Origin of the sequence: Nocardia acidivorans NBRC 108247, assembly GCF_001625085.1 — a bacterium.
Lineage (GTDB): Bacteria > Actinomycetota > Actinomycetes > Mycobacteriales > Mycobacteriaceae > Nocardia > Nocardia acidivorans.
The window spans coordinates 115307-140577 of the sequence record NZ_BDAW01000017.1 but is presented as its reverse complement, the minus strand read 5'-3'; the positions used below and the strand labels follow the sequence as shown (position 1 = coordinate 140577).

The following is a 25271-nucleotide window of genomic DNA, read 5'->3' as shown; positions in this document are numbered from 1 at the left end:
CCGGTGCGGGCGAATCAGCTCTTGCCGCAAGCGGTTTCGTACTGCCCGGCGATGTCGCCGATGATGTCGAGACCATCGTGCACGTCATGCGGCACGGTGAGGTGCACAATCCCAAGGGGATTCTCTACGGTCGCCTGCCCGGCTTCCAGTTGTCGGTGACGGGACGGTCGCAGGCGCAGGCCGTGGCGCGTTCGCTGGCCGATCACGATATCGCGCTGGTGGTGGCCTCACCGCTGCAGCGGGCGCAGGAGACCGCGGAACCCATTGCGCTGCACCATGATCTGGTGATCCGCACCGATGACAATCTGATCGAGGCCGGGAACACCTTCGAGGGCCTGCGGGTGTCGATGAGTGACGGCGCGCTGCGCAAGCCGCGGCACTGGTGGAAGATGCGCGATCCGTTCACCCCGTCCTGGGGCGAGCCGTATCTGCAGATCGCGCACCGCATGCTGGCCGCGGTGAACAAGGCCCGGGTCGAGGCGGCCGGTCGGGAGGCCGTTCTGGTCTCGCATCAGCTGCCGGTGTGGACGCTGCGCCGCTTCCTGCAGGGCCAGCGCCTGTGGCACGACCCGCGCAACCGGCAGTGCTCGCTGGCCTCCATGACTTCGCTTGTGTACCAGGGCGATACGTTGATCGATATCGTGTACAGCGAACCCGCGGGCGCCTCGGATCCCAAGGTGACGGGGGCATGAGCGGAACCGCGTCCGGCACCCTCGCACGCACCGTGTCGACGCTGCTGGCGAGCCTGTCCCTGGTGGCGGTGCTCGCCGGTTGTTCGACCGCGGGTAAGGACGCGGTAGCGCAGGGCGGGACCTTCGATTTCGTCTCGCCCGGCGGTAAGACCGATATCTTCTACAATCCGCCGGAGTCGCGCGGCACCATCGGCAAGCTCTCGGGCCCCGATCTCATGACCGCCGGGAAGACCACCTCGGTGGACGACTTCCCGGGCAAGGTCGTGGTGATCAATATCTGGGGTCAGTGGTGTGGGCCCTGCCGTGCGGAAGCGCCTGCGCTGGAACAGGTTTACGACGCCACCAAGGATCAGGGCGTCGCCTTCCTGGGGATCAACGTGCGGGACAACCAGCAGGACAAGGCGCAGGATTTCGTCACCGACAACAAGGTCGGCTATCGGTCGATCTACGACCCGTCCATGCGCAGTCTGCTCGCGCTCGGCGGCAAGTTCCCGACCAGCGTCATCCCGACCACCATCGTGCTGGATCGGCAGCATCGGGTCGCGGCGGTGTTCCTGCGCTCGCTGCTCGCGACCGATCTGCAGCCGGTCGTGCAGAACCTGGCCGAGGAAGGTCGGCAGTGACCGTGACAGTCCTTGCCGGCGTGGGTGATTCGTTCCAGCAGACCGCCGCAACCGGGCCGCTGCTGCTCGCGCTCGGCGCCTGCGTGTTGGCCGGGCTGGTGTCGTTCGCCTCACCGTGCGTGGTGCCGCTGGTGCCGGGTTACCTGTCCTATCTCGCGGGTGTCGTCGGTGCGGAAGCGCCGCCCGTCACCGTCGAATCCGCCCGGCGCACCGCGGTCGCCGAACGCAATCGCGGGCGGATGCGGGTGGCGGGTGCGGCGGGGCTGTTCGTCCTGGGCTTCACCGTGGTCTTCGTGCTGGCCTCGGCCACCGTCTTCGGCGCCATCCAGGCCCTGAATGTGAATCGTGAACTGCTGCAACGCATCGGCGGCGGCGTCACCATTCTGATGGGCCTGGCCTTCATCGGCCTCATTCCGGCATTGCAGCGCGATACCCGGATGGAGCCGCGCCGGCTGAGCGGTCTGCTCGGCGCACCCCTGCTCGGCGCGGTCTTCGCGCTCGGCTGGACGCCGTGTCTGGGGCCCACGCTCTCCGGTGTCATGGCCGTCTCCGCGGGTACCGAGGGCACCACCGCCGCGCGCGGTGTGGCCCTCATCGTGGCCTACTGCCTGGGCCTGGGCCTGCCGTTTGTGATCCTGGCGTTCGGGTCGGCGACCGCACTGCGCGGTGTCGGCTGGCTGCGCCGTAATTCCCGCACCATTCAGGTGATCGGCGGCATTCTGCTCGTTGCCGTCGGCATCGCACTGGTGACCGGGGCGTGGGACCAGTTCATCTCCTGGGTCCGCGACGCCTTCGTCTCGAATGTGACCCTGCCGATCTGATGACTGCCGCCCTCGAAACTCCCGCCCCCGCCCGTCCGCCGCGGCCCTCGCTGCCGCGCAGAGTCCTTGCCGTGCTGCGCAATACGTGGCGCGGGCTGACCAGTATGCGCACCGCGCTCATGCTGCTGTTCCTGCTCGCCCTGGCCGCGATTCCGGGTGCGCTGCTGCCGCAGCGCAGTCTGAACAAGCAGAAGGTGGATCAGTACATCGCGGACCGGGCGACGCTGGGTCCGTGGATGGATCGCCTGCAGCTGTTCGACGTGTTCTCCAGCGCCTGGTTCACGGCCGTCTATGTGCTGCTGTTCATTTCGCTGGTCGGCTGCATCGCGCCGCGCGTCCTGGATCACTATCGGGCGCTGCGCACACCGCCGGTGAAGGCCCCGCGCAATCTGTCGCGGCTGCCGCATCACTTCAGCGGATCGGATGCCGAGACGCCCGATGAGGTGATCGCGCGGGCGCGGAAAGCGTTGCGCGGCTGGCGAACCGTGGTGCAGCCGGGTACGCGCGAGGGTGAGATCACGCTCTCCGCGGAGAAGGGTTACACCCGCGAGGCGGGCAATCTGGTCTTCCATCTCGCGCTGGTGGGGCTGCTGGCGGCGGTCGCTGTCGGCAAGCTCTTCGGGTACGAGGGCAATGTGGTCGTGATCGCCGATGACGGTCCGGGATTCTGCACCACCTCGCCCGCGGTATTCGATTCGTTCCGCGCGGGCAATGTGAACGACGGCACCGGATTGTCGCCGATGTGCGTGCGGGTGAAGAACTTCAAGGCCGATTATCTGCCGAATGGTCAGGCGGCCATGTTCTCCTCGGATATCCAATATCAGGCCGGCTCGGATTTGGCGGCGGGGACCTGGCGGGACACCAATATTCAGGTGAATCATCCGCTGCGGGTCGCGGGGGATCGGGTATACCTGCAGGGGCACGGTTTCGCGCCGACCTTCACGGTGACCTTCCCGAATGGTCAGACGCGCACCGAGACCATTCAGTGGAAGCCCGATGACGCCACCACCTTCCTGTCCTCGGGTGTGCTGCGGATCGATCCGCCGGGCGGTATGTATCCGAGCGAGGAGGAGCGGCGTAAGCATCAGGTCGCGATCCAGGGCCTGTTCGCGCCGACCGCACTGCTGCACGGGTCGCTGCTGACCTCGATGTATCCGGCCATGCGGGATCCGATGGTCGCGGTGGACATCTACCAGGGCGATACGGGTCTGGACACCGGGCGCGCGCAGTCGCTGTTCTCGCTGGATCAGGAGATGATCAAGCAGGGGCGACTGGTCAAGGAGCAGCGGGTCAATTTGAAGCCCGGTGAGACCTCGGCGCTCTCGGACGGCACCAAGGTGACCTTCGACGGTGCGCGCGAATTCGTGAATCTGCAGGTGTCGCATGATCCGGCGCAGCAGTGGGTGCTGGTCAGCGCGCTCACCATGATGGCGGGTCTGCTGGTGTCGCTGCTGGTGAAGCGGCGGCGCATCTGGTTGCGGGTGTACCCCGACACCGAGCACGATGGAGTACGACGTACCGTAGTAGAAATGGGTGGATTGGCGCGCACCGACCAGGCGGGTTGGGGCGGCGAATTCGACCGACTGCGTGAGCGGCTGCTGACCGAGAACACGGGAGAGAAGTAATGCCGATCGACGAGACCATCGCCTCCTACAGCGATCTCGCGTTCAAATCGGCCATCGTGATCTACGCGCTGGTCTGGATCATGCTGGTGTGGCAGTTCGCCGTCACCCGCACCGTGCCGGTCGCGCGGGAATTGGTCACCGCGGGCGGCGGATCCGAGCCGGCGCCCGAGGCCGCCCCCGACGTCCCCGGGCGCATCGTGCCCACCGAGCGTCCCAAGCGCCCGTTCCCGGAACGCCTGGGCAATATGGCCTTTGCGGTGCTGTTCGTCGGCTTCGGCGCGCATGCGGTGTCGATCGTGTTGCGCGGCTTCGCGACTCACCGTTTCCCGCTGGGCAATATGTTCGAGTTCATCAGCATGGCCTGTGCGGCAGCGGTGCTGCTCGGTCTGGTGCTGCTGCGCGAACAGCGCTACCGCGGCATGTGGGCCTTCCTGCTCACCCCCGTGTTGATTCTGCTGTTCCTGGCGGGCACCAAACTGCATGTCGACGCGGCCCCCGTGGTGCCCGCGCTCAAGTCCTACTGGCTGCCCATCCACGTCACCGTCGTGTCCATCGGCAGCGGTGTATTCCTGGTCTCCGGCGTCTCCAGCCTGCTCTTCCTGTTCCGAATTCGGCAGCCCGCGGGCCGGGAATCGGAGAATTTCCTCGGCCGTATGGCCCGCCTGCTCCCCGACGCGCAATCCCTGGACCGCCTCGCCTATCGCACCACCATCATCGGTTTCCCGATTTTCGGCGCCGGTGTAATCCTCGGCGCCATCTGGGCCGAAGCCGCCTGGGGGCGCTTCTGGGGCTGGGACCCGAAAGAAACCTGCTCCTTCATCGCCTGGGTCCTCTACGCCGCCTACCTGCACGCCCGCGCCACCTCGGGCTGGCGCGACACCAAAGCCGCCTGGATCAATATCGCGGGCTTTATCGCAATGCTCTTCAACCTCTTCATCATCAACATCGTGGTGAGCGGTCTTCATAGCTATGCGGGCCTCAATTAGCACCGCTGAATCCGTTCTGAACTGCTGATTCTCAAATGTGTTCTGTCACTGCCCCGCCGCAGCCGACGACTCGGTACGCAGTCAGTACGCAGCGGCTTCGGTGTGCGCCTTCAGCACGTCGCCGATTGCGGTCCGGGTGAACTCGTCGGCATCTAGCCATAGGTGCGCGTAGTAGCTGAGACACCACTGCTTGACGGTCTGCTGAGCGCCCCTCGGGGCAACATGCGTGCCCTGCTCGAGTGGTCTCTTCGGGGTGAACGGTGATGACGTCGAGCTGCGGCACCAGCGTCCCCGGTATCTCGTGGCCTTCGAAATGCTCGGGGCTGGGCACGATCACGGCCTCGGCGTGGAGGCGGGTTGCTTGGGCCTTCAGCCGGGCCAGCGGCGGCTGTCCGGATTTCGGGTCGTAGACGACCATGCCGGAGAAGTCGTAGCCGAGTCGCGCAGCGAGCTTGCGCACCTGACTTTCGTCCCAGAGTTGGCTTATCCCGGATACGTCCGCCCGGACGTACCCGAGAGCCGTTGGCTTGTAGCGCATGTCCGCCCCTCGCGGTAGTTCGTCGTCTCGGCTGCTTTCGAGTTCGCCTAAGCCGAGGTACTCGAGGTAGAATCCCGCGTGGTCCTCGGCTTCCTCGCCGGTGCTCTGGAGTTCGAAAACGCCGCCGGGGAACTGATATAGCCTCATCCGCCGGTTCATCTCGACCCCTGTCCGCCGTTGGTACGGCCACTCAGAAGCGGGGTAGTCAACCTCCCCTGAGTGCCTGAGCCGACGTTAAGTATCCGGGTGCGCAGTGGGCTACGAGTGTGCTTGAGTTTGCCGAAAATCGTTCACTCGCACCCGCATCCAGGCAGGTCGAGGGGATGATGAGACTCGCACGGGAAAACTCGCGCACACCTGCTAGGCAGGGGGCACCCTGGGTGAGTCTGTTCGCCGAGTGCAAGCACGAAGCATTTCACCTCGAGGTCAGGGACGCCTACGCGGTGCCGCAAGAGTCCGAACGGTTCCGCCGGTTCCTCGACGGAGAGCCCGCGTTGCCGGACGAACACAAGAACCGATGGAACGACCTCATCCGGGAGACGACCCGCCGGGGTGTGGCAGTGACCAGAGTCAGAGTGGTCACGGTGCCACTCACCGACTACCACCGATGGTTGCTGTCGGTCACCGACTCGAACACCGAAGCAGGGGAGGACATTCGGTACGTTCCGCGACATCTCGCCGGGGACGTCCCGCCGGATGATTGGTGGTTGCTCGACAACGATCGGATTGCCTACAACCTCGTGAACGACGCAGGGAAGCCCGCCGGGCTGGCCGTTACGACAGATCCGGGCGTGGTCGCCTACAACCGAGGCGTACGCGAACGGCTCTGGGCTCTGGCAACACCGTTCGCCGAGTACGCCCAACGGTGACGAACAGCGTCTACGACGCGCGAGAGGCTCTCGGGGCACGGCTCCGAGAGCTTCGCCGCAGGTCAGGGCTTACCGGCCGTGCACTGGCAGGTTTGGCCGGCTGGCACGAATCGAAGGTCTCGAAAATCGAATACGGGCGGATCACGCCCACCGACGCCGACATTCGGGCCTACTGCGAACACACCGGGTCGGCCGATCAACTGCCGGATCTTCTGGCCACGCTGCACACCATCGACGCCGCGTACGTCGAGTGGCGGCGCATCCTCGGCACCGGCCTCCAGCGGCGGCAACAGAAGGCGTTGAAGCTGGAAGCCGAGGCAACAGTGATCCGCGACTACCAGCCGCAGATCATTCCGGGGCTGCTGCAAACCGCTGAATACGCGGAGGCGAAACTACGGCGCGGCATGGAGTTCCACCAGGCTCCCAACGACCTGGACGCAGCGGTGAGCAAGCGCATGGAGCGGCAACGCATCCCTCTACCAGCGTGACCACCGCATCCACTTCCTCATTGCCGAGCAGGCGCTCTACACCACCGTTGGAAGCGATGCGGTGATGCGCGGCCAACTCGACCGGATAGCTGCCATCTTCGGGATGCCTCGGGTCACCCTCGGAATCATCCCGTCCACGGCTGAGGCGCTGGTGGTTTCTACGAACTTCGCGATGTTCGACAACCGGCTGGTCATGGTCGAGGGCACGGCCGCAGAGCTGACCATTACTCAACCGCGCGAGATTGCCACCTACGGCCGGGCATTCAAAATACTTGCTGCACAGACCGTCTCCGGTGATGACGCCCGGAGCCTGATTCGGGAAGCGATGGAGAAGCGGCGATAGTGTGGACCTGCGAGACGGGCTCACCGGCAGAAAATCCAGACTCCCGCCCCTTCCTGACCCCCGATCTGGTCAGGGCTTTTTACACGGGTGCTCGAAAAGCTGTGAGCAACTTCCGAGTTGGGAGAGCGGTCAGACGAGCTTCCAGTCTCTCTCGATTCGGTGCGGCTGATCTAGGCACCCCCGTGTACAAAAGTTGAGCGCGGACAACCGCGGTCACCGTTCCGTGGTTCCTGTGGCGATTCCGACCCCCACCCCCGAGCCCGTGTGAGTTGGGGTGCGGGGTGCGGGTAGGCCGACGCCCGTACGCAGTGGGGACGTAATCAGGTCGAACGACGTTGGTTGGTACCAACGGACCGAGAACGAGAATCAGCAAGTCAGAATTGATGTCGTCGAACCCCGGTACGAGCAAACGTACAGGTGGTTGTTCATCACCAACATCGTGGTGAGCGGATTGCACTCCTATGCGGGGCTGAACTAGCCGGCTTGATTCGGTGAAACTTTTCGGATAGAACTTGTTCCGTTGTCATTCGCAACGTGAAACGTTCTGCACGCCATCTGATTTGAGCGTGCCGCGGGGGTTAGGAAAAATCATGCGCCGTACCATCCGGAATTTCAGTCGTAAGGCTCTGATCGCGGCATTGCCGCTGGCGGTCGGGGTTGCCTTCGCGGGGGCGGGAACCGCTTCCGCCGACGCCCCGGTCGGGGCACTGCAGGTGGCGTCCGTCGTGCGGGCCGTCGAGGCTCCGCAGGCCGCGTTCACGCAGGTCGCGCCGGTGGCCCAGGCGGCGGTCCAGCCGGTCGCCGCCGCCGTCGAGCAGCCCGCCGTCGACGCGGCCGGCGAGCCCGCCGTTCAGCCGGTGGCGTCCGCGCAGGAGATCACCACCAATCCGAATGCGGCCAACCATGATCCGCTGGGCAATGGCGCGGCGGCCGGTGCGATTGTCGGCGCCGTGATCGGCGCGGTCGTCTGTGCCGCCACCATTATCGGAATTGTGCTCATCCCGCTCTGCGCCCTCGGCCCGGCTTTCCAGGGCGCCCTGGTCGGTCTGATCGTCGGCGCGGTGGCCCCGGACGTCATTCCGCAGGTCCTGCCCTGATCCGATACGGACAACCCGAAAAACCTGCTCCGGCCGCCGAATTCGAATTCGGCGGCCGGAGCCGTATATAGGGCATCTGACCGATACTGCCGGAAGTGCCCGTCTGGCAGCGTGATTGCGAATCACCCGCGCAATCAGAGGAGTCGGCACCCGATGGGGAATCTTTTCAAGTCTGTTTCGGTCGCGATCGCACTGGCCGCCGCCGGTTTGGCGCTGAATACGCCGCAGGCGTCCGCCGAGATCGGCACCAGCGTCGTTATCGCGGGCGGCGGACTGAGCAATGGGTTCGGAACGGGCTGCACCTATAACGTGGTCGCGAACAGTACCTCGTGGTCCGGAATGAACTTCTTCGACAATGGCGTCCAATTCGCCGCCACACCGGACGTTTCCGCACCGACCACGCGCACGGCGAGCTGGACGCCGACGACCACCGGCATGCACACGCTGGTGGTCACCCAGGGCGAGGACTCCAAGACCATCGTCCTGACCGTCGGCACCGGCATCAACGCCGGAAGCTCCTGCCTGGTCATCTGATTCGACCGCGGACCCGGCTCCGGTCACCGATCCGGAATCAGGCCCGCGTGCCCTCAAATGAGTGAGACATCACGTCACACCAATCTAGGTCCCGAGCCCGGCACGCTTGTACTGTCCACTTGTCCGTGACAGTGCGTACCGGAAACCTTTGGGAGAAGTCGTGATCGACCCCGCTACGGCCGTCCTACCCGTCGGCATCTGGCTCACCCTGCGTCTCGCATCCCATCTGGGCGGCGGCACCGACCTCGACTATCGTCGGCGTGAGACCCGCGCGGCCTACACCCGCACCCATCAGCCGCGCGCCCTAGCGCATATAGGGCGTCGCCTGCACCCAGTGGAAACCCCGGGAGACCGCCGGATAGTGGTCGAGCGGGATCAGATCCAGTCGCATGCGGACCGGGCGGCCCATTAGTCGACCGGTCAGGATCAGTCGATTCGATTGGGGCCGTTCATAATCGAAGGTGGCTATGGGCGCGGCCCCGGTCGACTCGGTGGAGATCGTGATGGTGTGGTTCGCGGTGTCGATCCGAGCGGGCAGGGGGAGCAGGGAGTCGTTCATGCGCTGGACGGTGAGGGCATCGGGGATGTCGAAGATGATGCGGCGCAGGCGATTCGAGGCGTTCAGCGGTGCTGTGCCGGGAGGGTCGAGCGGGTCGATCAGGGCGGGGAGTTCCCGGTCCGCGACGGCGTATTCGGTGACGTTCCAGATTCCGTAGAGCGGGGATTGCGGGCGGGCATTGCCGTAGGTGTGCCAGGCGTCGTAACCCTCGGTGATCGCGGTGAAGAGCAGCCAGCCACCGAAGATCAGCTGCGCCGCCGGCGGGATTCGGTTGCCGCAACGGGTGCCCGGATGCGGATCGGGGCGGCGGGGCGGGACCGCGCGGCCGAGCAGGGTCGCGATGGTGCGGCGGATATCGGGGGCGGCCAGTACGGTAGCGAAGGCGAGCAGTTGCAGGGCGAAGATCTTCACCGGGACGTCGAAGGTGAGATTCAGCAGCGCCACCTGAAGCGTCGCCAGGAAGGCCAGCAACGCGCCCAGCCCCGCCGTCACCGGCAGTATCAGCAGTAGCCCGGCGGTGATTTCCGCTGCGCCCAAAGCGATTTCATACGGCGGGGCGAGCGAGGTCTGGGTCCACAGCACCGACATCGGACTCATATCGCCGAACGGCTCCACCAGCCGCTGCAATACGAAGGTCATCTGCGAGGGCAGCACCTTCACCATGCCGTACAGCAGTAGCGCGCTCACCAGCGCGGCGCGCAACAGCAGCCGGAACCAGGCGTACAGGCGAACGTAGTTCGGCCGGCGGCGATCGAGCACCGACCAGACGGCGGTGGCTGCCAGTGCGACGAGCAACCAGGTCAGGAGCGAAACCCAGTGCGCGGCGGTATCTCCGCTGCCGGTCCGGGTGTAGTCGAGGGTCAGGCCGAACAGGTGCGCGGCGACCCGGTCGGTGAGCGGAGACAGGCTCGTCCACTTCTCCAGCCCCGCCACCGTCTCCTGCGGCACCCCGAACGACCGCACCAGCGCGGTCGTCAGCCACCCGCCCGCCATCCCCACTTCGAGGAATACGAAACCGAGTCGAAAACCCGTGCGCGCCAATGGATGCCACGGTGTCGCTACCGGCTCCCGCATACCACTCTCGACCACCTCGGCCGTCAGCTGCGCCACCACGTCGAATCTCTCCCGCCCCGCCGATTACCTTGCGGCCGAGAACGTTAGGGCAGCGTGCGGATCGGGGCGTATCCGCCAAAACCCTTGCCCCGACCTCCACTGCCCCCGAAATCCCCGCCCCGGAGCATGCCGCTCGTACGATTGGCGGTGTTCCATCCGCAGCGAGGTAGGAGCACGAATGCGCGCCAAGCGCCTGGTCGCCAATCTCCCGGTGTCCGATATCGAATCCGCGAAGACCTTCTACACCGACTTCCTCGGCCTGAGCCTGGAGGAGTTCAATATGGGCTGGGTGGCCCGGTACACCTCGCCCGAGACCGGGGCGAATGTCCAACTCGTCACCCACGATGCGAGCGCCCCCGTCGATTCGGTGATGTCCGTGCACGCCGAGGACGTCGACGCCGCCTACGCGGAGGCCGAGCGGCTCGGGTACGAGATCGTCCATCCCCTGACCACCGAGCCGTGGGGGGTGCGCCGCTTCTTCGTCCGGGCGCCCGACGGCAACGTCCTCAATATCGTCGCGCACCACGACGAGGACGACTAACGCTGCCGTCGATACCGCAGCAGCGGTCCGAGTTCGCCCGGGACGGTGTCGAAATGGGTCAGCACCAGATGTTCGAGCACCGCTCCGGAGGCGGTATCGGCCCGGTCCACCTCGGCGAATATCGCTGGGAGGCAGAGGGTTTCGAGGGCGTGCCGAATCAGTGTGCGGGCGGCCTCGGTGGCATAGCCCTACCCCATGTCGCGGGGGCGAGGCCGTAGTAGACCTCCTGACCGAGGTCGTCCAGTGGTCGCAGACCGGCGGTGTGCCGATGAACGTGCCGCCGGTGACGAGCCGTAGGCCGTGCCCGGCCGTCGCGAACGACCGCTCACTGGCGGCGATGGTCGCGGTGATCTCCTCGGGTGTGAGCAGCGCACCGTCGAAGAGGTATTCGCGGGATCGGTCCAGTGCGCCGGCAGGACGGCGTGAGCGGCCGCGCTGACCGGGGTGAGGGTCAGGCGGTCGGTGGTGAGCACGGAATGTGCGGAGGTACTCAAAAAAGAAGACCGGTCGGGTTGCCAGAAGGATGCCGACCGGTCTGTATTTAACTAATGATCGGGAGAGCCGGGTTCGCCATCCCGGTGCTGGCGCGATAGCCGCCACAGAAAATCAGGATCGTCATCGGGGCCGATTATTCGGCTCCGTGGTGCCGATGCCGTGCCGGTGCGGGCCGGTCGCTGGGGTCCGAAAGCTTTCCAGCACAGCATCGCGACGGCCACTACCGCGATCAGTGCCAACAGGTACGTCACGTCGCTCACCTCCTGCCAACGAGGGTAATCCGTGTCCGTACCCGCGGCACCGCGGAACGGGAAATAGGGGTTAGACGCGAGTTGCCTCGGTGGTGAGAGAACGCAGGAGCTGCAGAACTTCGCTTTCGCGGAACCGGCGGTGACCGCCCGGGGTCCGCAGTGAGCCGAGCCGACCCGCATGAGCCCACCGGGTAACGGTCTTCGGATCGACATGGAACATTGCTGCTACTTGGCCGGGGGTGAGCAGGGTGTCCTGGCTGTTGACGGAACCCATTACGCGGCTCGCCGCGGTGAACGCAGTCATTCGCAAACCTTTCCGTTTTGTCAGATCCCTCATCAGTAGCGACATCGTTGCACTGCACCCCCCGAGTGTTCGAACAGTCTCGATTTGGTAAAGGGGAAGTAATAGACAAAACGGATATCCGTACTGTGTTCGCGATCACGGCTTGGGTCCGCACAGCGAATTTCCAGCGACATTCGGGCGGAGGGCACCGCATATGCCCGAATCCCCGTCACCTAGGCTGTTCCCGTGAGTGACGCAACCCCCGGCGCGAGTGACCGAACCCCACCGGAGAGCGCGGGCCGCCGCCTCGCCAAGCATCTGGCCCTCTACACGGTCGCCCGGCTCGGCCTGGTCGTCGTCCTCGCCGCGATCATCATGGGTGTGGCGGCCATCGTGCACGTCGACATCCCGCTCATCGTCGCCGCGCTGTTCGCGCTGCTCATCGCGATGCCGCTCTCCATGGCACTGTTCAAAAAGCTTCGCACGCAGGTGAACAAGGACATCGCCGCCGTCGACGAGAAGCGGCGCAGGGACCGGGAGCAGCTCATGTCGCGACTACGAGGCGAAGACAAATGAAACGCTGTGATCGCTCGGCCCCGCGCGACTGGGTCGACAATGCGGTCCGGCTGATCGACGCCGACGCCCAGCGCAGCGCCGATACTCATCTGCTGCGCTATCCGCTGCCCGCCGACTGGGGCGTGCGGCTCTATCTCAAGGACGAATCCACCCACATCACGGGCAGTCTCAAACATCGCCTGGCGCGGTCGCTGTTCCTGTACGCCATCTGCAACGGCTGGATCACCGAGGGCACCACCGTGGTGGAGGCCTCGTCCGGTTCCACCGCCATCAGCGAGGCGTACTTCGCGAAACTGCTGGGCCTGGAGTTCGTGGCGGTCATGCCCGCCACCACCTCGCCGGAGAAGATCGCGCTCATCGAGGCGCAGGGCGGCCGCAGCCACCTGGTGGCGAAGGGCCCTGAAATCTATACCGAGGCAGCACGTTTGGCGCGCGAGTGCAACGGCCACTATATGGACCAGTTCACCCATGCCGAGCGGGCCACGGACTGGCGGGGCAATAACAACATCGCCGAATCCATCTTCCAGCAGCTGGCCCTGGAGACCCATCCCATCCCGGAGTGGATCGTGGTGGGCGCGGGGACCGGCGGCACCAGCGCGACCATCGGCCGGTATATCCGGTATCGGCGGCACGCCACCAAACTGGCCGTGGTGGATCCGGAGAATTCGGCCTTCTACGGCGGTTATGAGCTGTCCGACGCCGGCTATCAGACCGGGATGGGATCGCGGATCGAGGGCATCGGCCGCCCGCGGGTGGAGCCGTCCTTCGTCGGCCAGGTCGTCGACTGCATGATCGAGGTGCCGGACGCCGGGTCGATCGCCGCGGCGCGGCATGCCAGCCGGGTGCTCGGCCGCCGGGTCGGCGGTTCCACCGGCACCAATCTGTGGGGTGCGTTTGCCCTGATTGCCGACCTGATCGCCGAGGGTCGCACCGGCAGTGTGGTCACCCTGCTGTGTGACGGCGGGGACCGTTATGCCGGAACCTATTTCAATGACGAGTGGGTTGCCGGTCAGGGGCTGAGCCTGGACGAACCGACCGCCGTCATCGATCGATTCATCGCCACCGGTACTTGGTCGGGCTAGTTTTCGCACCGCACGGGGTTCGGCTGAGAAGGGTTGGTCACCCTTCCAGTTGTTTGCTGTTAATTTGCTGTAACGGTTGAGTAGGTGTCGACTCTCGAAGTGAAGCATTCATGTACGGGTGTTTGGCGGGCCTTTGCACGGCCTCATCGGCGTTAATAGGCCTTGACGCTAGCGGCCGCTCTCGGAGCACCGGGCGGGTGACCGCGAGGGGCTGATCGACCCCCGCGCCGACCACGAGCATCCACGACTGCAGGGTCGAGGAGGTGCGCCAGATGTTCATCCGCAACTCGGTGATGGCAAGGGTTTTCGGATCCCGCACCAGCTTGGTGCGATCGCGCCGCTCGCTGGCGACCCCGTCATTGCGCCACATGGTCTCGAATTCCGGACTCGCCAGGCAGTTCTCGATGATCCGCTGGGTCGCCTCGTCCGGACCGTGCCGCGCCAGCAGCATGCGGAACATGCCGACCGCCTGTTGCGTCTCACCCTGCCAGTCCACCAGCACGGTTCGCGATATCGGATTGAGCAGCAGCCATTCCACGTAGTTGCAGCCGGGATCGAGCTGTGGAAACGCCTCGGCGTGCGCGGCATTGACGGCGAGGATATCCATGGTTCCGGAGATGAAGGCCGCTATCTTGGGATTGAGCAGCTCCAGGTATTCCCGATCGGTGGCGCTGGGGTGATCGGGCGTGATCCGCGGGAACGGGCCTTCGGCAAGGGCCAGTGCGTATTCGAACTCGACGGCCTGCAGTTCCAGTGCGGTGCCGAGGGATTCGATGACGCGGCGGGAGGGGTTCGCGCCGCCCTCGATCTTGGTCAGGTACGGCACCGAGAGGTTGGCCAACCAGGCCAATTGGGGGCGAGTGAGGTTCGCGGCCGTCCGGCGCTGGCGAATGTACTCGCCGAACGTGGGTACTCCATTCATTGCTCAGGGTGACCTTACTTGTATAACCGTCCGGTGCACACGCGGTTGCCGAGTGATACCCGCACGGGTAGGGCGACGAGGGGTGCGCGGTATCCCGTTCTGCTCCAATAGTTTGAAACAACAACAAATCAGGAGTCGAGTTGGGGCAGCATCCGCGACCGGTGGCCGATGTCAATGTGACGGTCGGACCCTGGGTCATGACCGCCGGGCGAACACGGGCCCTCCGACCGCATCGGGTGATGGCCGCCGACGGCGTGGTGAACCCCTGGGAGCCCGCCGCGTACGGGCTCTACGAGGACCGCGACGGCGATATCTGGGAGAAGGAAGAGTGCGGCTGGCGGCTGCGCCTGCAAGACGGCGTCGCCGTGGAACCCGAGACCGTCTGGGGTTGGGTGGACGGGCACGTGCGCGATTACGCACCCTTTGTGCCCTGGAGTCGCTGACCTGGGAGTTCTTCGCGGAAAGCGAAATTTCCTTCCGGTTGCGTCAATTTTCGTTGACACGATCCGAATGTCAACGTAAATTGACGTGCATGAGTGAAGCAACGACTCTGGCGGCCGCCGCCGGCAGCCCCGACCCCAAGGTCGGACTGCACGCGGTCCTCGCCCTGCGTCGACTGCTCGAACGGCTCGAGGCCATCCAGGTCACCAATGCCCGTACCCAGGGCTGGTCCTGGCAGGCCATCGCCGAGGCGCTCGAGGTGAGCAGGCAGGCGGTCCACCAGAAGTACAACCGGAAGGGCGGTATCCGCTGATGTTCGAACGATTCGACAGGGCGGCCAAATACGCGATCGTCGTCGCACAGGAAGAGGCGCGCGAATTGCATTCGCCGCGAATCGAAATGGAGCATGTCCTGCTCGGACTGCTGGTCGCCCCGGACACCGGGCTGCGGCAACTGCTCGCCGAGCGCGGCTACACCGCCGAGGCGGTCCGGGAAGCCTTGGCCCGCAAGCGAACCGCCGAACCCCTGGGCGAGGCGGACGCGGCGGCGCTGCGTTCCATCGGCATCGATCTGGACGCTGTCCGGGAGAGCCTCGAGGCGACCTTCGGCCCGGACGCGCTCGATCGCGCGGCCCCGGTGCAGGAGCCTCGGCGCGGCCTGTTCCGCGGTAGCCGCGATATGGGCTTCGGCCATATCCCGTTCGATCGGGACGCCAAGAAGGTCCTGGAACTCTCGCTGCGCGAAGCGCTTTCCCGCGGCGACGACCATATCGAGGCCGGGCACATCCTGCTCGGCATCCTGCGCTCGCCCAATGCCACCACCCGGGGGCTGCTCGGCGACGAGACCGCGACCGGCACGCTGCGCACCGCGGTCGGCGATTACCTCGATCACGCGGCCTGACGAGCTCCAGCGGGTGCGAACGCGTGTGAAGATCACCGCCGGGGCGGTCCGCGCCCTACGATCAGGGCATGACGCTCCTGCTACGTCTGCTGATCAACGGTGTGGCCATCTGGCTCGCGTCCGTATGGGTCGGTGGAATCGACATCCACGGTCCCGACGAACCGGCCACGACCACCGACAAGATCATTGTCATCGCGGTGATCACGGTGATCTTCACCATCGTGAACGCGCTGGTCAAGCCCCTGGTGAAACTGCTGTCACTGCCGCTGGTGGTGCTGACGCTGGGGCTCTTCCTGCTGGTCGTCAACGCACTCATGCTGTGGCTGACCTCGAAGATCACCGAGCACACGGACTACCAGCTGCATGTCAACGGATTCTGGGCCGCGATCTGGGGCGCCATCATCATCACGCTGGTGAACTGGGTGCTCGGCGTCCTGGTCCCCGACGAGGACTGAGCTCAGCCCAGGGTCAGCGCCAGGCCGGTCACGACCGACCAGATCAACAGCGCCAGACCGGTACCGGCGAGGGCGGGAATGAGTCCCGGCCCGTTCTTGCCGGTCCGCACCGGTTCATTGGCCTTGATGGCCAGCGGCAGCGCCAGCAGGCCGGCCAGCGCCCACGGGGTGCGGGCGACCAGCGCGAGCGTGGCCAGGAACGGCACCGCCAACAACACCACATGCAGTGTGCGCGTACGGGTGTCGCCGAGGCGCACCGCGAGGGTGGTCTTACCGGACACCGAATCGGTCGGGATATCGCGCAGATTATTGGTGACCAGCACGGCACTGGAGAACGCGCCCACCGCGACCGCGCACGCCAGTCCGGCCCAGTCCACGCGCCCGGCCTGCACGAACTGGGTGCCGAGCACCGCGACCAGGCCGAAGAACACGAAGACCGCGATCTCGCCGAAACCGCTGTAGCCGTACGGGTTCCGGCCGCCGGTGTAGAACCAGGCCCCGGCCAGGCAGGCCGCGCCCACGATCAGCAGCCACCAGGCGCTGGTCGCCACCAGGATCAGGCCGAGCAGCGCGCCGAGGGCGAGACAGCCGATCGCCGCATTGCGCACCGCATTCGGGGCGGCGAGTTTCGAACCGACCAGGCGCAGCGGCCCGACGCGGTCGTCATCGGTGCCGCGAATACCGTCGGAATAGTCGTTGGCGTAGTTCACGCCGATGATCAGCGAGAGCGAAAGCAGCAGGCACAGCACCGCTTTCCACCACACCGCGCCGTCGATGGAGGCGGCGGCCCCCGTGCCCGCCAGGACCGGAGCGATCGCATTCGGCAGAGTGCGCGGCCGAGCGCCCTCGATCCACTGTGCTGCTGTAGCCATGTACCGCAGCCTAATGCGAAGGGTCCGGCGGTACCCGTCGGTGTGGCGGCGGGTACGTCCTCACGCCTCGGCGGTGGCCTTCAACTGGGCCAGGCCCTTCTCGAAATCCTTGCCGATCATCCGATCCATCGGCAGCACCCTGGCCATGAGCGCCATCAGCCCGCCGCGCTGACCGGTCATGCGCCAGCTGACCGCGGTGCCCTCGGGCCGGGCGATGAATTCGAAGGTCACCTGATTGGTATTGCGAATCGGCTTCTCGAAGTTCAACCGGATGCCGACGGCCTGCGAGGTCTCGGAGGTGATCTCCATATCGCCGCGCCCGGCCTTGCGATTGCCGTTCCAGGCGTACCGCGCGCCGATACCGCGCTCGCCCCCGCTGAAGGTGCGTTCCATGGTCGGATCCAGACCCTCCCACGGCGACCACTGCTGCCACTGGTGGAAGTCGTTCACGAGTGCTCGGATCCGGGCGGGATCGGCCTTGATGACCGTTTCCCGCACGATGTCGAAGTCGGTCATGATCTTCAGGGTAGGCGACCGCACCGACGTATCCGGCGAATCAGGCACCCCCGGCGGCACTCACCTACGATTGGCGAGGAATGTTTTCGGAAACAGGCAGTTCTAGCGGTGCCGGCACCACCCGGCGAGCCCCCGTCGGCGACACGGTCCTTCTCGCGCTGCTGGGGGAGATCGCCGTACGGCGCGACGGTGGTCTCGCACCCGTACCCGGGGCCCGGGCGCGCCTGCTGGTGGCGGCGCTGGCCACGCATCCGGGACGCAGTCGCAGCGCACAGGCGCTGATCGACGAGGTCTGGGGTGAGGATCCGCCGCGCGCGCCGATGAATGCGCTGCACACCCAGGTCTCCCGGCTGCGTTCGACCCTGCCCGAGGGCGCGCTGGAGATCGGACCCGCCGGATATCGCCTGGTGCTGGGGGCCGGCCAGATCGACCTGACGCTGGCGCAGCAGCTGGAAACCCAAGCGCGCCAAGCGCATACCGCCGGGGACGACGAGACCTGCCTGGCGCTGATCGCCGCGGCGAACGCGCTGTGGCGCGGTGAACCGGGCGCCGACCTGCCGCCGGGTGCGGTCGCCGAGGAACTGTCCGAAATCGCGAGCGCCCGCCGGCGGGCCTTGGACGCGCTCGAACTCGAGGCCCGCGAAACCCTCGGCGACCTGCCGGGGGCGATCGCGCTGGCCCGCACCGCGGCCGCCGCCCAGCCTTTCGACGAGCCCGCGCACGCCATGCTCATGCGGCTGCTCGCGGCGGCCGGGCGGGGTAATGAGGCGCTGGATGTCTTCGCCTCGCTGCGCACTCGCCTCGTCGACCAGCTCGGCGCTGATCCGGGTCCGGCGCTCACCGCCATGAATACCGCGCTGCTGCGCGGCGAACCACTGCCCGGTTCCCGTGCGGCCGGACCGTCGCGGGACAGCCATCCGGTGGTGGTGGATCATCCGGGCGCGATCCCTCAGGTGAATTCCGTTGCGGCGTATGGGAAGCACCGGCAATCGTCGAGCCTGCGCGAATCGCCGCGCGGCGACGGGTCCGCCGCCGCCCCCGCGTCGTGGGCGGGGCCGACCACCGCGGGGAGTCTGCCCCAGCTGACGGCGGCGGCGAGCTATGCGGTGTCCTCGCGGGCCGAGGCCGCGGAGATTGTCGGCGGGCCGATCGGACTGCGGGCCGCGCCGAATCCGCTGCTCGGCCGCGAGGCGGATATCGACGCGCTGGAGGCGCTGCTGCAGGTCTCGCGGGTGACCACGGTGCTCGGACCGGGTGGAACCGGCAAGACCCGGGTCGCCAATGAACTCGGCGCGCGGGTGGCACACGAGCGGGCGGTGGCGCTGGTCGAATTGGCCTCGCTGCGCGCGGATCCCGCGGGGGGCACCGAAACCCGGATGGAGATCGAGGCGGCCGTCGCGGCCACACTCGGGGTGGGCGAATTCAGCCGGGACACCAAAATCCTGCGGGCCAATCAGCACCGGGATATGGGCCGCCGGTTGCGGGAGGCGCTGTCTTCCCGGCCGATGCTCCTGATTCTGGACAATTGCGAGCATCTGGTGGATGCGGTGGCCGAGCTGGTCGCCGATCTGGTGGGCTCCAGCGATCAGCTCACGGTGCTCACCACCAGCCGGGCCCCGCTGCAAATCACCGCCGAAACGGTATACCCTTTGCCGCCGTTGACCATCGACGCGCACGGCTCCCCGGCCACCGAACTCTTCATCGCGCGCGCCCGCGCGGTACGACCCTCGGTGCGGTTGGACCCCGAGGTGGTGGCCCGGCTCTGCCGCACCCTGGACGGACTGCCGCTGGCCATCGAACTCGCGGCCGCGCGCACCCGCACCATGAGCGTGGAGGAGATCGAATCGCGCCTCGATCACCGCTTCGCCCTGCTGCGCAGCGGGGATCGCAGTTCACCGGAGCGGCATCGCACCCTGCACGCGGTCATCGAGTGGAGCTGGAATCTGCTCGATGGTGAACAGCGCACCGCGCTGCGCCGACTGTGCCGCTTCCCGGCCGGATTCACCCTCGCCGCCGCCGAGGCGATCCTCGCCGACGGCGATATCGACGCCGCGATCGCCGTCGACGGCCTGGTCGGCCAATCCCTGCTCACCGTGCTGGAATCCGACGACACCGAATACGACGGCACCCGCTATCGCATGCTGGAGACGGTCCGCGAATTCGGTGAGGAACAGCTGGTGGCCACCGGCGAGGCCGACCGGGTGATGGACCGAATGGCAAGCTGGGCAAGGGAATTCGCGATCGAATCGGCGCGCCGCTATCACACCGACGATCAGGTCGCGGTGGTGCTCGGCGTCGCCTCGGAGGTCGACAATCTGAACGCGGTGCTGCGCTACGCCGTCGACGGCCGCGACGCCGTCGCCGTGCACGCGGTGTACCCGGTGCTGGCCCTGCTGTGGGTGATGCGCGGCGCACACCTCGAATTGCTCGCCTGGACCGGGCGCATCGCGGATATGCCGCTGCGTACCGGCCCGCTCAGCACCGAAGAAGCCGATCTGCAGATGTTCGGCCAGCTCATCCTGGGCCTGCACCTGATGTACATGGACGACACCAGCGGTGACTATCGCGATCTGATGCGCGTGCGCACCCGCATCAGGCGACTGGTGCGCGCCGGGGATTCGCTGAGCCCGGTCTTCCGTTTCCTGGGCACGACCGCCGCCATCCCGCTGGACAGCCGCAAACTCGCCCGCCAGCTCAATGACGGGGTGCGTTCGGCGGATGTGCACACCCGGGTCGCGGCGCTGCTGCTGCGCGCCAATACCCGGGAGAACACCGGCGATGTGCACGGCTCCATTCGAGACGCGGTGCGCGCCTTGGAGGATGGCGCACAGGACGATCTCTGGGGCACCGCCATGGTGTGCCAGCATCTGGGCGGTATGTACGGGCAGTCCGCGCGCTATGCCCGGTCCGTGGCGTACTACGAGCGCACCGCGGAGATCTTCGTCAAACTGCAGGCCTATGAGGAGAGCATCGAGATCCGCAGCTATCTCGCCGTCTCACTGGTGGGTTGCGGTCAGGTCGAGCGGGCCCGCCGGGAACTGATGCCGGTGCTGCCGGGCGTCGGTGTCGATCCGGCCGATATGAGCGCCCCGGCGCAGCCGAATCATCGGCGGGCCACCGTCATCGCCGGATTGGCGGAGATCGAACTGGCCGAGGGCGATATCGACGCCGGACTGGCCCGCTACCGGCAGTCGCTCCAGGCGATGGCCTGGCCGCACGGGATGGTCGCGCCCGGACCCGGCGACCTGATGACGGCCTCGGCGGTGATCGACGCCCATGTGCTGCACGGCCGGGCCGGCGCGGTGGCCGAACTCGTCGATCAGCTGGTGGAATCAGCGCTGCCCAAGCTCGGGCACTATCGGGATCTGCCGCAGATCGGCGCGGTGGCCACCGCGGTCGGAACCTATCTGCTCGCCGTCGACGGTGGCTCCGATCTGGGTCTGGAGTTGTTCGCTCTCGCCCCGAAAGTCTTTCCGCGCCAGGACTATCCGTCCATGCACTGGGAGCGGCATCGGGAATTCCAGCAGACCGCCGTTGGTGCGGAACGAATGGCGGCGGCGGTGCGCGCGGCGGCGCCCTTCAATCGCCGCACGGCGCCGCCGCGCATCTTCGAGCTGTTCGGCCAATTCCAGCGGACCCGCTGAACCTAGATCAGTCCTTCTCGGCGTATTCGCGGGTGCGGGCCTCCGCGCGCCATAGTCGCCAGCCCACCGCGGCCAGCGCCGCCGCGCCGATGATCAGCAGCACGGTGGTATCGGAGACGGCCCGGCCGAAGCGTTGCACCGTTGCCTCCACATGGAATTCGGTATCCGCGCCGAGCAGGCCCGGCAGCGCCGCAGTGCCGTCGAAGCGCAGCAAGACCACGCCCAGCAGGATGAAGAACACCCCCGAGAGCAGCGACGTGGTGTGCAACTCCAGCCTACCCAGATGGAAGCTGCTGCCGCGCAACCACTTTCGCTGACCCAGACCGAAACGGTCCCAGAGCGAAGCCAGTGCGAACAGCGGGGCGGCCATACCGAGCGCGTAGACCGCGAGCAGTAATCCGCCCTCGACCGGCGAACCGCCGACCGCCGCCACCGCCAGAATCGAGCCGAGAACCGGTCCGGCGCAGAATCCGGCGAGGCCGTAGACCAGGCCGAGCAGATACACCGCACCCGAACGCTCGGGTCGTCCCTGCTTCGCGGCCGCGCGCTGGGCGAAGCCGAAAGCGAAACCGCGGCCCAGGATTTGGAGTACGCCGAAACCGATGATGGTCCAGCCGCCGATGGTGATCAGCAGCTCCCGATTATTCGAGAACAGCTGCCCCGCAAAAGATCCCGCGATTCCGAGCGGTACCAGGGTGGTGACCAGGCCCAGATAGAACATGACGGTGCGGCCCAGCAGTCTGCCCTGCGAACCGAACGAGTACGCGAAGAAACTCGGCAGCAGCAGCGCACTGCACGGGCTCACCAGCGCCAGCAGGCCGCCCAGGAAGGCCGCGAAAAAGCCTACGGTGCCGCTCATTCCGTATATTCCGGGTTGTTCCCCGCGGCCTTCGCCGCCGCGTCGATGACGGCCGAGAACTGTTCGATGGGCTGTGCGCCCAGCACCGGTCGGCCGTTGACGAGGAAGGTCGGGGTGGAGGACGCGCCCAGAGAGTACGCCTCGGCGGCGTCACGCTGTACCGCCGCCGCGGCCGCGGGAGATTCCTGATCCGCGCGGAACCTGGTCATATTCGGTACGCCCGCCTGTTCGGCGAAGTCGGCCAGCCGGTCCGGGGTGAGCGCTCCGGTGTTCTTCTTCTCCGGCGCACCGGTCTGCACGGCGTGATGGAATTCCCAGAACCGGCCCTGCTGTGCGGCGGCCCAGGCGGCGCGGGCCGCGTTCTCGGACTCCTGGCCGAAGATAGGGAAATTGCGCCATTCGATGCGCAATACACCCTGTTCGACGTACTTCGAGATGAGCTTCGGCTCGATGGTCCGGCCGAAGGTGCGGCAGAACGAGCACTGGAAATCCGAGTACTCGACCATCACCACCGGGGCATCGACCTTGCCCAGGGCAAGTGGGTCGTTCGCCTCCCGGCGGCCCAGCTTGGCGAGTTCGGCGAACAGGGGATTGGTCCGCGCACCGGCGGCCTCGGTCTCGGATTTGCCATTGCCGCCGATCAGCTGGAAAGCGGCAATGGCGAGTAGGCAGACCGCGGCGAATACGGCGGCTCCGGCCAAGAGTCCTCTATTACTGTTCTTACTTACTTTGGACATGCGAATACCCCTGGACTGTTTTGGTCCTGAATGACGTCAAATGTGCTTGAAGACATGGCTGTACGCCGGTCTCCTAAATAATCAGCACCGTCGTCAGATGGGGTGAGGTCACCGGCACGGTGGGCCCGCGCGGGGTGATGTCGTACGAAAGCCGCCGGGTGACAGGGAGTTCCGGAATCAGCGCGAATACCGGTGTGAGCAGCTGATCTCCGGCTGCGCGCGGTGGGGCCGCCACCTGCCCGAGCGGATCCTGTCCGGGCTGATCGCGCCGCTCGCAGAAGGGCGCGTGCGTATTCGTTGCGGTATCGACCGGTGCGGTCACCGCCTGGACGGAAATCTGTTGCGCCGAGCCCCAATCCGCGACCGCGACGATCAATCCGACCAGTGCGAACAATCCCGTCAACAGCGCGGCGCAGGAGAGCCGAAATGACTTTCGGCTGCGCGGGGCTGGATGGGAATTCACCGGATCGACCATAACAGGCGTGCCTGAACGCACGGCAGAATGCCCGCCCACCGGAATCCGGTGGGCGGGCATCGGGATGGAGTTCAGCTCACGCGTGGCGCATGTACGCGCGCAGTGCGAGCGGGGCGAAGACGATGATCACCACGACGCCGCCGATGAGCGACCAGGCCAGGTTGGAGGTGACGCCGGTCCCGTTCATGAGCTCGCGGGCCGTATTGACCATGTAGTAGACCGGATTGGCCTTGTTGAGGCTCTGCAGCCAGCCGGGCATATTGCCGACCGGTGCGAAGGTGCCGCCCATGAAGGTCAGCGGGAACATGATCATCATGGAGATGCCCTGCACCGAGGCCGCGCTCTTACCGGTGACGCCGACCAGCGCCCAGATCCAGCTGATGGAGAAGGAGCAGAACACCACGACCAGTCCGGCCAGTACGACGCCGACCACACCGCCCGCGGGGCGGTAACCCAGTGCCAGACCGACGATCACGGTGAGCGTGGTCGCCAGGCCGTAGCGCACCATATCGGCCAGCAGTGCACCCGAGAGTGCCGAAATACGGGCGATGGGAAGGGATTTGAAGCGGTCGAAGACGCCCTTGTCCATATCCTCGCGCAACTGGGTGCCGGTGGCGACCGAGGTCAGCACCACGGTCTGCACCAGGATGCCCGGAATCAGCAGGGGCAGATAGGCCGAGACGCTACCGCCGATCGAGCCGCCGAAGATGAAGGCGAACAGGGCGGTGAACAGGATCGGCTGCACGGTGACGTCGAACAGCTGTTCCGGATTGTGCCGGATCTTGAGCAGGCCGCGATAGGCCATGGTCAGCGAGTTCTGCATCGTCTTCTTCAGACTGATGTGATTGCTGACCTCGGGAATAGGGGCCGTGCTGACGGCCGCGTGCTTGCCGGGGGCGGTGAGTGTGGTGGTCATGCCGCGCTCTCTTCGGTATCGATGGTGTCGTCTTCCGCGCCGTGTCCGGTGAGTGCGAAGAACACCTCATCCAGGCTGGGCTTGCTGACGTTGATCTCCTCGACCCGAATATCGTGCTCGCGCAACCGGATCAGGATGTCGGTGGTGATGGTGGGATCGGGCAGGGGAGCGGTGATGCGGCCCGCCTCGGGGGAGACGGTGGCCTCGACGATCTTGCCCTCGGCCCGGGACAGGTACTCCGAAACCAGCGTGCGCGCCTGCTCGATGCGCTCGCGATCCGCGAGGGTGAGTTGCAGTGCGGACAGGCCGACCGAACCCTTCAACTCGTCCGAGGTGCCGTCGGCGATGACCTTGCCGCGGTCGATGACCGCGATCCGGTCGGCCAGCTGATCGGCCTCGTCCAGGTACTGGGTGGTGAGCAGCACCGTCGAGCCCTCGCGGACCAGGCGGCGGATGGTCTCCCACATCTGGGCGCGGGTGCGCGGATCCAGACCGGTGGTCGGCTCGTCCAGGAACAGCAGCGGGGGAGTGGAGATCAGGCTGGCGGCCAGATCCAGGCGGCGGCGCATACCGCCGGAGAAGTTCTCCAGCGCCTTGTTGGCGGCCTCCTGGAGTCCGAACTCCTCCAGCAGTTCGGCGGACTTGCGGCGGGCATCGGCCTTGGACAGTCCGAGCAGTCGCGAGAAGATAATGAGATTCTCTGTGGCCGTGAGCTTTTCGTCGACCGACGCATACTGACCGGTGACACCGATCAGTGAGCGCACCGCGGTGGGCTCGGTCAGCACATCGCGACCGAAGATGCGGGCACTGCCGCCGTCCGGACGCAGCAGCGTGGCGAGCATCCGAATGGTGGTGGTCTTACCGGCTCCATTGGGGCCGAGCACGCCGTAAACAGCGCCCCGCGGAACCGCCAGGCTCACGCCGTCGACAGCCCGCTGCTCCCCGAAAATCTTGACCAGGTCATTCGCCTCGATGGCGAGTGCCTCAGCAGGTGTGTAAGAAGTCATGACACACACTC

30 protein-coding genes and 1 pseudogene are annotated in these 25271 nt (G+C 66.3%); 18 read left to right on the top strand and 13 right to left on the bottom strand.

The genetic code is table 11. The features are described 5' to 3' along the window. The first annotated feature begins 86 nt into the window (after positions 1 to 86). Genes NA10_RS11645 through ccsB form a run of 5 tightly spaced genes read left to right on the top strand, consistent with a single transcriptional unit; the run spans position 87 to position 4747 of the window. Positions 87 to 692, top strand: a complete 606-nt coding sequence (locus NA10_RS11645) for a histidine phosphatase family protein (protein ID WP_067567123.1) — start codon at positions 87 to 89, stop codon at positions 690 to 692. After that, positions 689 to 1315: a TlpA disulfide reductase family protein gene (locus NA10_RS11640; RefSeq protein WP_067567078.1), complete on the top strand. Its 627-nt coding sequence runs from the start codon at positions 689 to 691 to the stop codon at positions 1313 to 1315. Before NA10_RS11645 ends, NA10_RS11640 begins: the two co-directional genes overlap by 4 nt. A gap of 2 nt (positions 1316 to 1317) precedes the next feature. Continuing rightward, positions 1318 to 2136 (top strand): cytochrome c biogenesis CcdA family protein, encoded by an 819-nt coding sequence (locus NA10_RS11635; RefSeq protein ID WP_084514542.1) that lies wholly within the window; start codon positions 1318 to 1320, stop codon positions 2134 to 2136. Next, positions 2136 to 3761, top strand: a complete 1626-nt coding sequence (gene resB / locus NA10_RS11630) for a cytochrome c biogenesis protein ResB (RefSeq protein ID WP_067567075.1) — start codon at positions 2136 to 2138, stop codon at positions 3759 to 3761. The genes NA10_RS11635 and resB overlap by 1 nt, the downstream gene beginning before the upstream one ends. Further along, the gene (gene ccsB / locus NA10_RS11625) at positions 3761 to 4747 is read left to right on the top strand and encodes a c-type cytochrome biogenesis protein CcsB (protein ID WP_067567073.1); all 987 of its coding nucleotides are present in this window, start codon (positions 3761 to 3763) and stop codon (positions 4745 to 4747) included. The genes resB and ccsB overlap by 1 nt, the downstream gene beginning before the upstream one ends. A gap of 31 nt (positions 4748 to 4778) precedes the next feature. Here ccsB and NA10_RS37935 read toward each other — a convergent pair whose 3' ends face one another. Then, on the bottom strand, positions 4779 to 5444 hold the full coding sequence (locus NA10_RS37935; RefSeq protein WP_174562503.1) for a J domain-containing protein: 666 nt from the start codon (positions 5442 to 5444) through the stop codon (positions 4779 to 4781). Between the two features lie 221 nt (positions 5445 to 5665). On the opposite strand from NA10_RS37935, the gene NA10_RS11615 reads away from it, so the two are divergent. From NA10_RS11615 to NA10_RS11595, 5 genes are all read left to right on the top strand, one after another. Beyond that, on the top strand, positions 5666 to 6154 hold the full coding sequence (locus NA10_RS11615) for a DUF6879 family protein (protein ID WP_084514536.1): 489 nt from the start codon (positions 5666 to 5668) through the stop codon (positions 6152 to 6154). Then, positions 6151 to 6642, top strand: a complete 492-nt coding sequence (locus NA10_RS39130; RefSeq protein WP_281180165.1) for a Scr1 family TA system antitoxin-like transcriptional regulator — start codon at positions 6151 to 6153, stop codon at positions 6640 to 6642. The genes NA10_RS11615 and NA10_RS39130 overlap by 4 nt, the downstream gene beginning before the upstream one ends. 7 nt (positions 6643 to 6649) lie before the next feature. Then, positions 6650 to 6985: a Scr1 family TA system antitoxin-like transcriptional regulator gene (locus NA10_RS39125; protein ID WP_307188385.1), complete on the top strand. Its 336-nt coding sequence runs from the start codon at positions 6650 to 6652 to the stop codon at positions 6983 to 6985. Positions 6986 to 7575: 590 nt separating this feature from the next. Beyond that, positions 7576 to 8082 carry a hypothetical protein gene (locus NA10_RS11600; protein ID WP_067567067.1) on the top strand — a complete coding sequence of 169 codons (507 nt, stop codon included), beginning with the start codon at positions 7576 to 7578 and terminating at the stop codon, positions 8080 to 8082. Between the two features lie 153 nt (positions 8083 to 8235). Further along, positions 8236 to 8616, top strand: a complete 381-nt coding sequence (locus NA10_RS11595) for a hypothetical protein (RefSeq protein WP_067567065.1) — start codon at positions 8236 to 8238, stop codon at positions 8614 to 8616. Between the two features lie 304 nt (positions 8617 to 8920). Here the strand turns inward: NA10_RS11595 and NA10_RS11590 are convergent, their stop codons facing one another. After that, a complete protein-coding gene (locus NA10_RS11590) occupies positions 8921 to 10285 on the bottom strand; it encodes a DoxX family protein (RefSeq protein WP_157556381.1) in 1365 nt (454 codons plus the stop codon). Between the two features lie 181 nt (positions 10286 to 10466). Between NA10_RS11590 and NA10_RS11585 the strand changes: the two genes are divergently transcribed. Continuing rightward, positions 10467 to 10829, top strand: a complete 363-nt coding sequence (locus tag NA10_RS11585; RefSeq protein ID WP_067567060.1) for a VOC family protein — start codon at positions 10467 to 10469, stop codon at positions 10827 to 10829. On the opposite strand, the pseudogene NA10_RS39320 reads toward NA10_RS11585, so the two are convergent. The 3 genes and pseudogenes from NA10_RS39320 to NA10_RS11580 form a co-directional block, all read right to left on the bottom strand. After that, positions 10826 to 11005, bottom strand: a pseudogene (locus NA10_RS39320) (hypothetical protein); the annotation flags it as partial. The gene NA10_RS11585 and the pseudogene NA10_RS39320 overlap by 4 nt on opposite strands. Before the next feature lie 369 nt (positions 11006 to 11374). Beyond that, positions 11375 to 11575: a hypothetical protein gene (locus NA10_RS38595; RefSeq protein ID WP_084514541.1), complete on the bottom strand. Its 201-nt coding sequence runs from the start codon at positions 11573 to 11575 to the stop codon at positions 11375 to 11377. Between the two features lie 70 nt (positions 11576 to 11645). Then, positions 11646 to 11849, bottom strand: coding sequence for a BldC family transcriptional regulator (locus tag NA10_RS11580; protein ID WP_153804226.1), 204 nt, complete (start codon positions 11847 to 11849; stop codon positions 11646 to 11648). Between the two features lie 255 nt (positions 11850 to 12104). On the opposite strand from NA10_RS11580, the gene NA10_RS11575 reads away from it, so the two are divergent. After that, positions 12105 to 12434 carry a DUF4229 domain-containing protein gene (locus tag NA10_RS11575; RefSeq protein WP_067567058.1) on the top strand — a complete coding sequence of 110 codons (330 nt, stop codon included), beginning with the start codon at positions 12105 to 12107 and terminating at the stop codon, positions 12432 to 12434. Next, on the top strand, positions 12431 to 13516 hold the full coding sequence (gene cds1 / locus NA10_RS11570) for an L-cysteine desulfhydrase Cds1 (protein WP_067567056.1): 1086 nt from the start codon (positions 12431 to 12433) through the stop codon (positions 13514 to 13516). The genes NA10_RS11575 and cds1 overlap by 4 nt, the downstream gene beginning before the upstream one ends. A 37-nt stretch (positions 13517 to 13553) precedes the next feature. On the opposite strand, the gene NA10_RS11565 is transcribed toward cds1, so the two are convergent. Beyond that, positions 13554 to 14438 carry a helix-turn-helix domain-containing protein gene (locus tag NA10_RS11565; RefSeq protein WP_067567054.1) on the bottom strand — a complete coding sequence of 295 codons (885 nt, stop codon included), beginning with the start codon at positions 14436 to 14438 and terminating at the stop codon, positions 13554 to 13556. A gap of 140 nt (positions 14439 to 14578) precedes the next feature. On the opposite strand from NA10_RS11565, the gene NA10_RS11560 reads away from it, so the two are divergent. The 4 genes from NA10_RS11560 (at position 14579) to NA10_RS11545 (ending at position 16234) form a co-directional block, all read left to right on the top strand. Continuing rightward, the gene (locus NA10_RS11560; RefSeq protein ID WP_067567052.1) at positions 14579 to 14881 is read left to right on the top strand and encodes a hypothetical protein; all 303 of its coding nucleotides are present in this window, start codon (positions 14579 to 14581) and stop codon (positions 14879 to 14881) included. An 89-nt stretch (positions 14882 to 14970) separates the two neighbouring features. Continuing rightward, positions 14971 to 15192, top strand: a complete 222-nt coding sequence (locus tag NA10_RS11555) for a helix-turn-helix domain-containing protein (RefSeq protein ID WP_067567050.1) — start codon at positions 14971 to 14973, stop codon at positions 15190 to 15192. After that, positions 15192 to 15779: a Clp protease N-terminal domain-containing protein gene (locus NA10_RS11550; protein ID WP_067567048.1), complete on the top strand. Its 588-nt coding sequence runs from the start codon at positions 15192 to 15194 to the stop codon at positions 15777 to 15779. Before NA10_RS11555 ends, NA10_RS11550 begins: the two co-directional genes overlap by 1 nt. Before the next feature lie 68 nt (positions 15780 to 15847). After that, a complete protein-coding gene (locus NA10_RS11545; protein ID WP_067567047.1) occupies positions 15848 to 16234 on the top strand; it encodes a phage holin family protein in 387 nt (128 codons plus the stop codon). A 2-nt stretch (positions 16235 to 16236) separates the two neighbouring features. Here the strand turns inward: NA10_RS11545 and NA10_RS11540 are convergent, their stop codons facing one another. Continuing rightward, on the bottom strand, positions 16237 to 17106 hold the full coding sequence (locus tag NA10_RS11540; RefSeq protein ID WP_067567045.1) for a 1,4-dihydroxy-2-naphthoate polyprenyltransferase: 870 nt from the start codon (positions 17104 to 17106) through the stop codon (positions 16237 to 16239). Positions 17107 to 17166: 60 nt separating this feature from the next. Then, complete coding sequence (locus tag NA10_RS11535) at positions 17167 to 17622, bottom strand: SRPBCC family protein (RefSeq protein ID WP_067567043.1); 456 nt, start codon at positions 17620 to 17622, stop codon at positions 17167 to 17169. Between the two features lie 80 nt (positions 17623 to 17702). On the opposite strand from NA10_RS11535, the gene NA10_RS11530 reads away from it, so the two are divergent. After that, complete coding sequence (locus NA10_RS11530) at positions 17703 to 21266, top strand: AfsR/SARP family transcriptional regulator (RefSeq protein WP_067567041.1); 3564 nt, start codon at positions 17703 to 17705, stop codon at positions 21264 to 21266. 7 nt (positions 21267 to 21273) lie between these two features. Here the strand turns inward: NA10_RS11530 and NA10_RS11525 are convergent, their stop codons facing one another. From NA10_RS11525 to NA10_RS11505, 5 genes are all read right to left on the bottom strand, one after another. Further along, the gene (locus tag NA10_RS11525; RefSeq protein ID WP_067567039.1) at positions 21274 to 22125 is read right to left on the bottom strand and encodes a cytochrome c biogenesis CcdA family protein; all 852 of its coding nucleotides are present in this window, start codon (positions 22123 to 22125) and stop codon (positions 21274 to 21276) included. Next, positions 22122 to 22862 (bottom strand): DsbA family protein, encoded by a 741-nt coding sequence (locus NA10_RS11520; protein ID WP_067567037.1) that lies wholly within the window; start codon positions 22860 to 22862, stop codon positions 22122 to 22124. Before NA10_RS11520 ends, NA10_RS11525 begins: the two co-directional genes overlap by 4 nt. Before the next feature lie 73 nt (positions 22863 to 22935). Then, positions 22936 to 23325, bottom strand: coding sequence for a hypothetical protein (locus NA10_RS11515; RefSeq protein WP_157556379.1), 390 nt, complete (start codon positions 23323 to 23325; stop codon positions 22936 to 22938). 88 nt (positions 23326 to 23413) lie between these two features. Continuing rightward, positions 23414 to 24253: an ABC transporter permease gene (locus NA10_RS11510; protein ID WP_067567033.1), complete on the bottom strand. Its 840-nt coding sequence runs from the start codon at positions 24251 to 24253 to the stop codon at positions 23414 to 23416. After that, a complete protein-coding gene (locus tag NA10_RS11505) occupies positions 24250 to 25260 on the bottom strand; it encodes an ATP-binding cassette domain-containing protein (protein ID WP_067567031.1) in 1011 nt (336 codons plus the stop codon). The genes NA10_RS11510 and NA10_RS11505 overlap by 4 nt, the downstream gene beginning before the upstream one ends. Between the last annotated feature and the right edge of the window lie 11 nt (positions 25261 to 25271).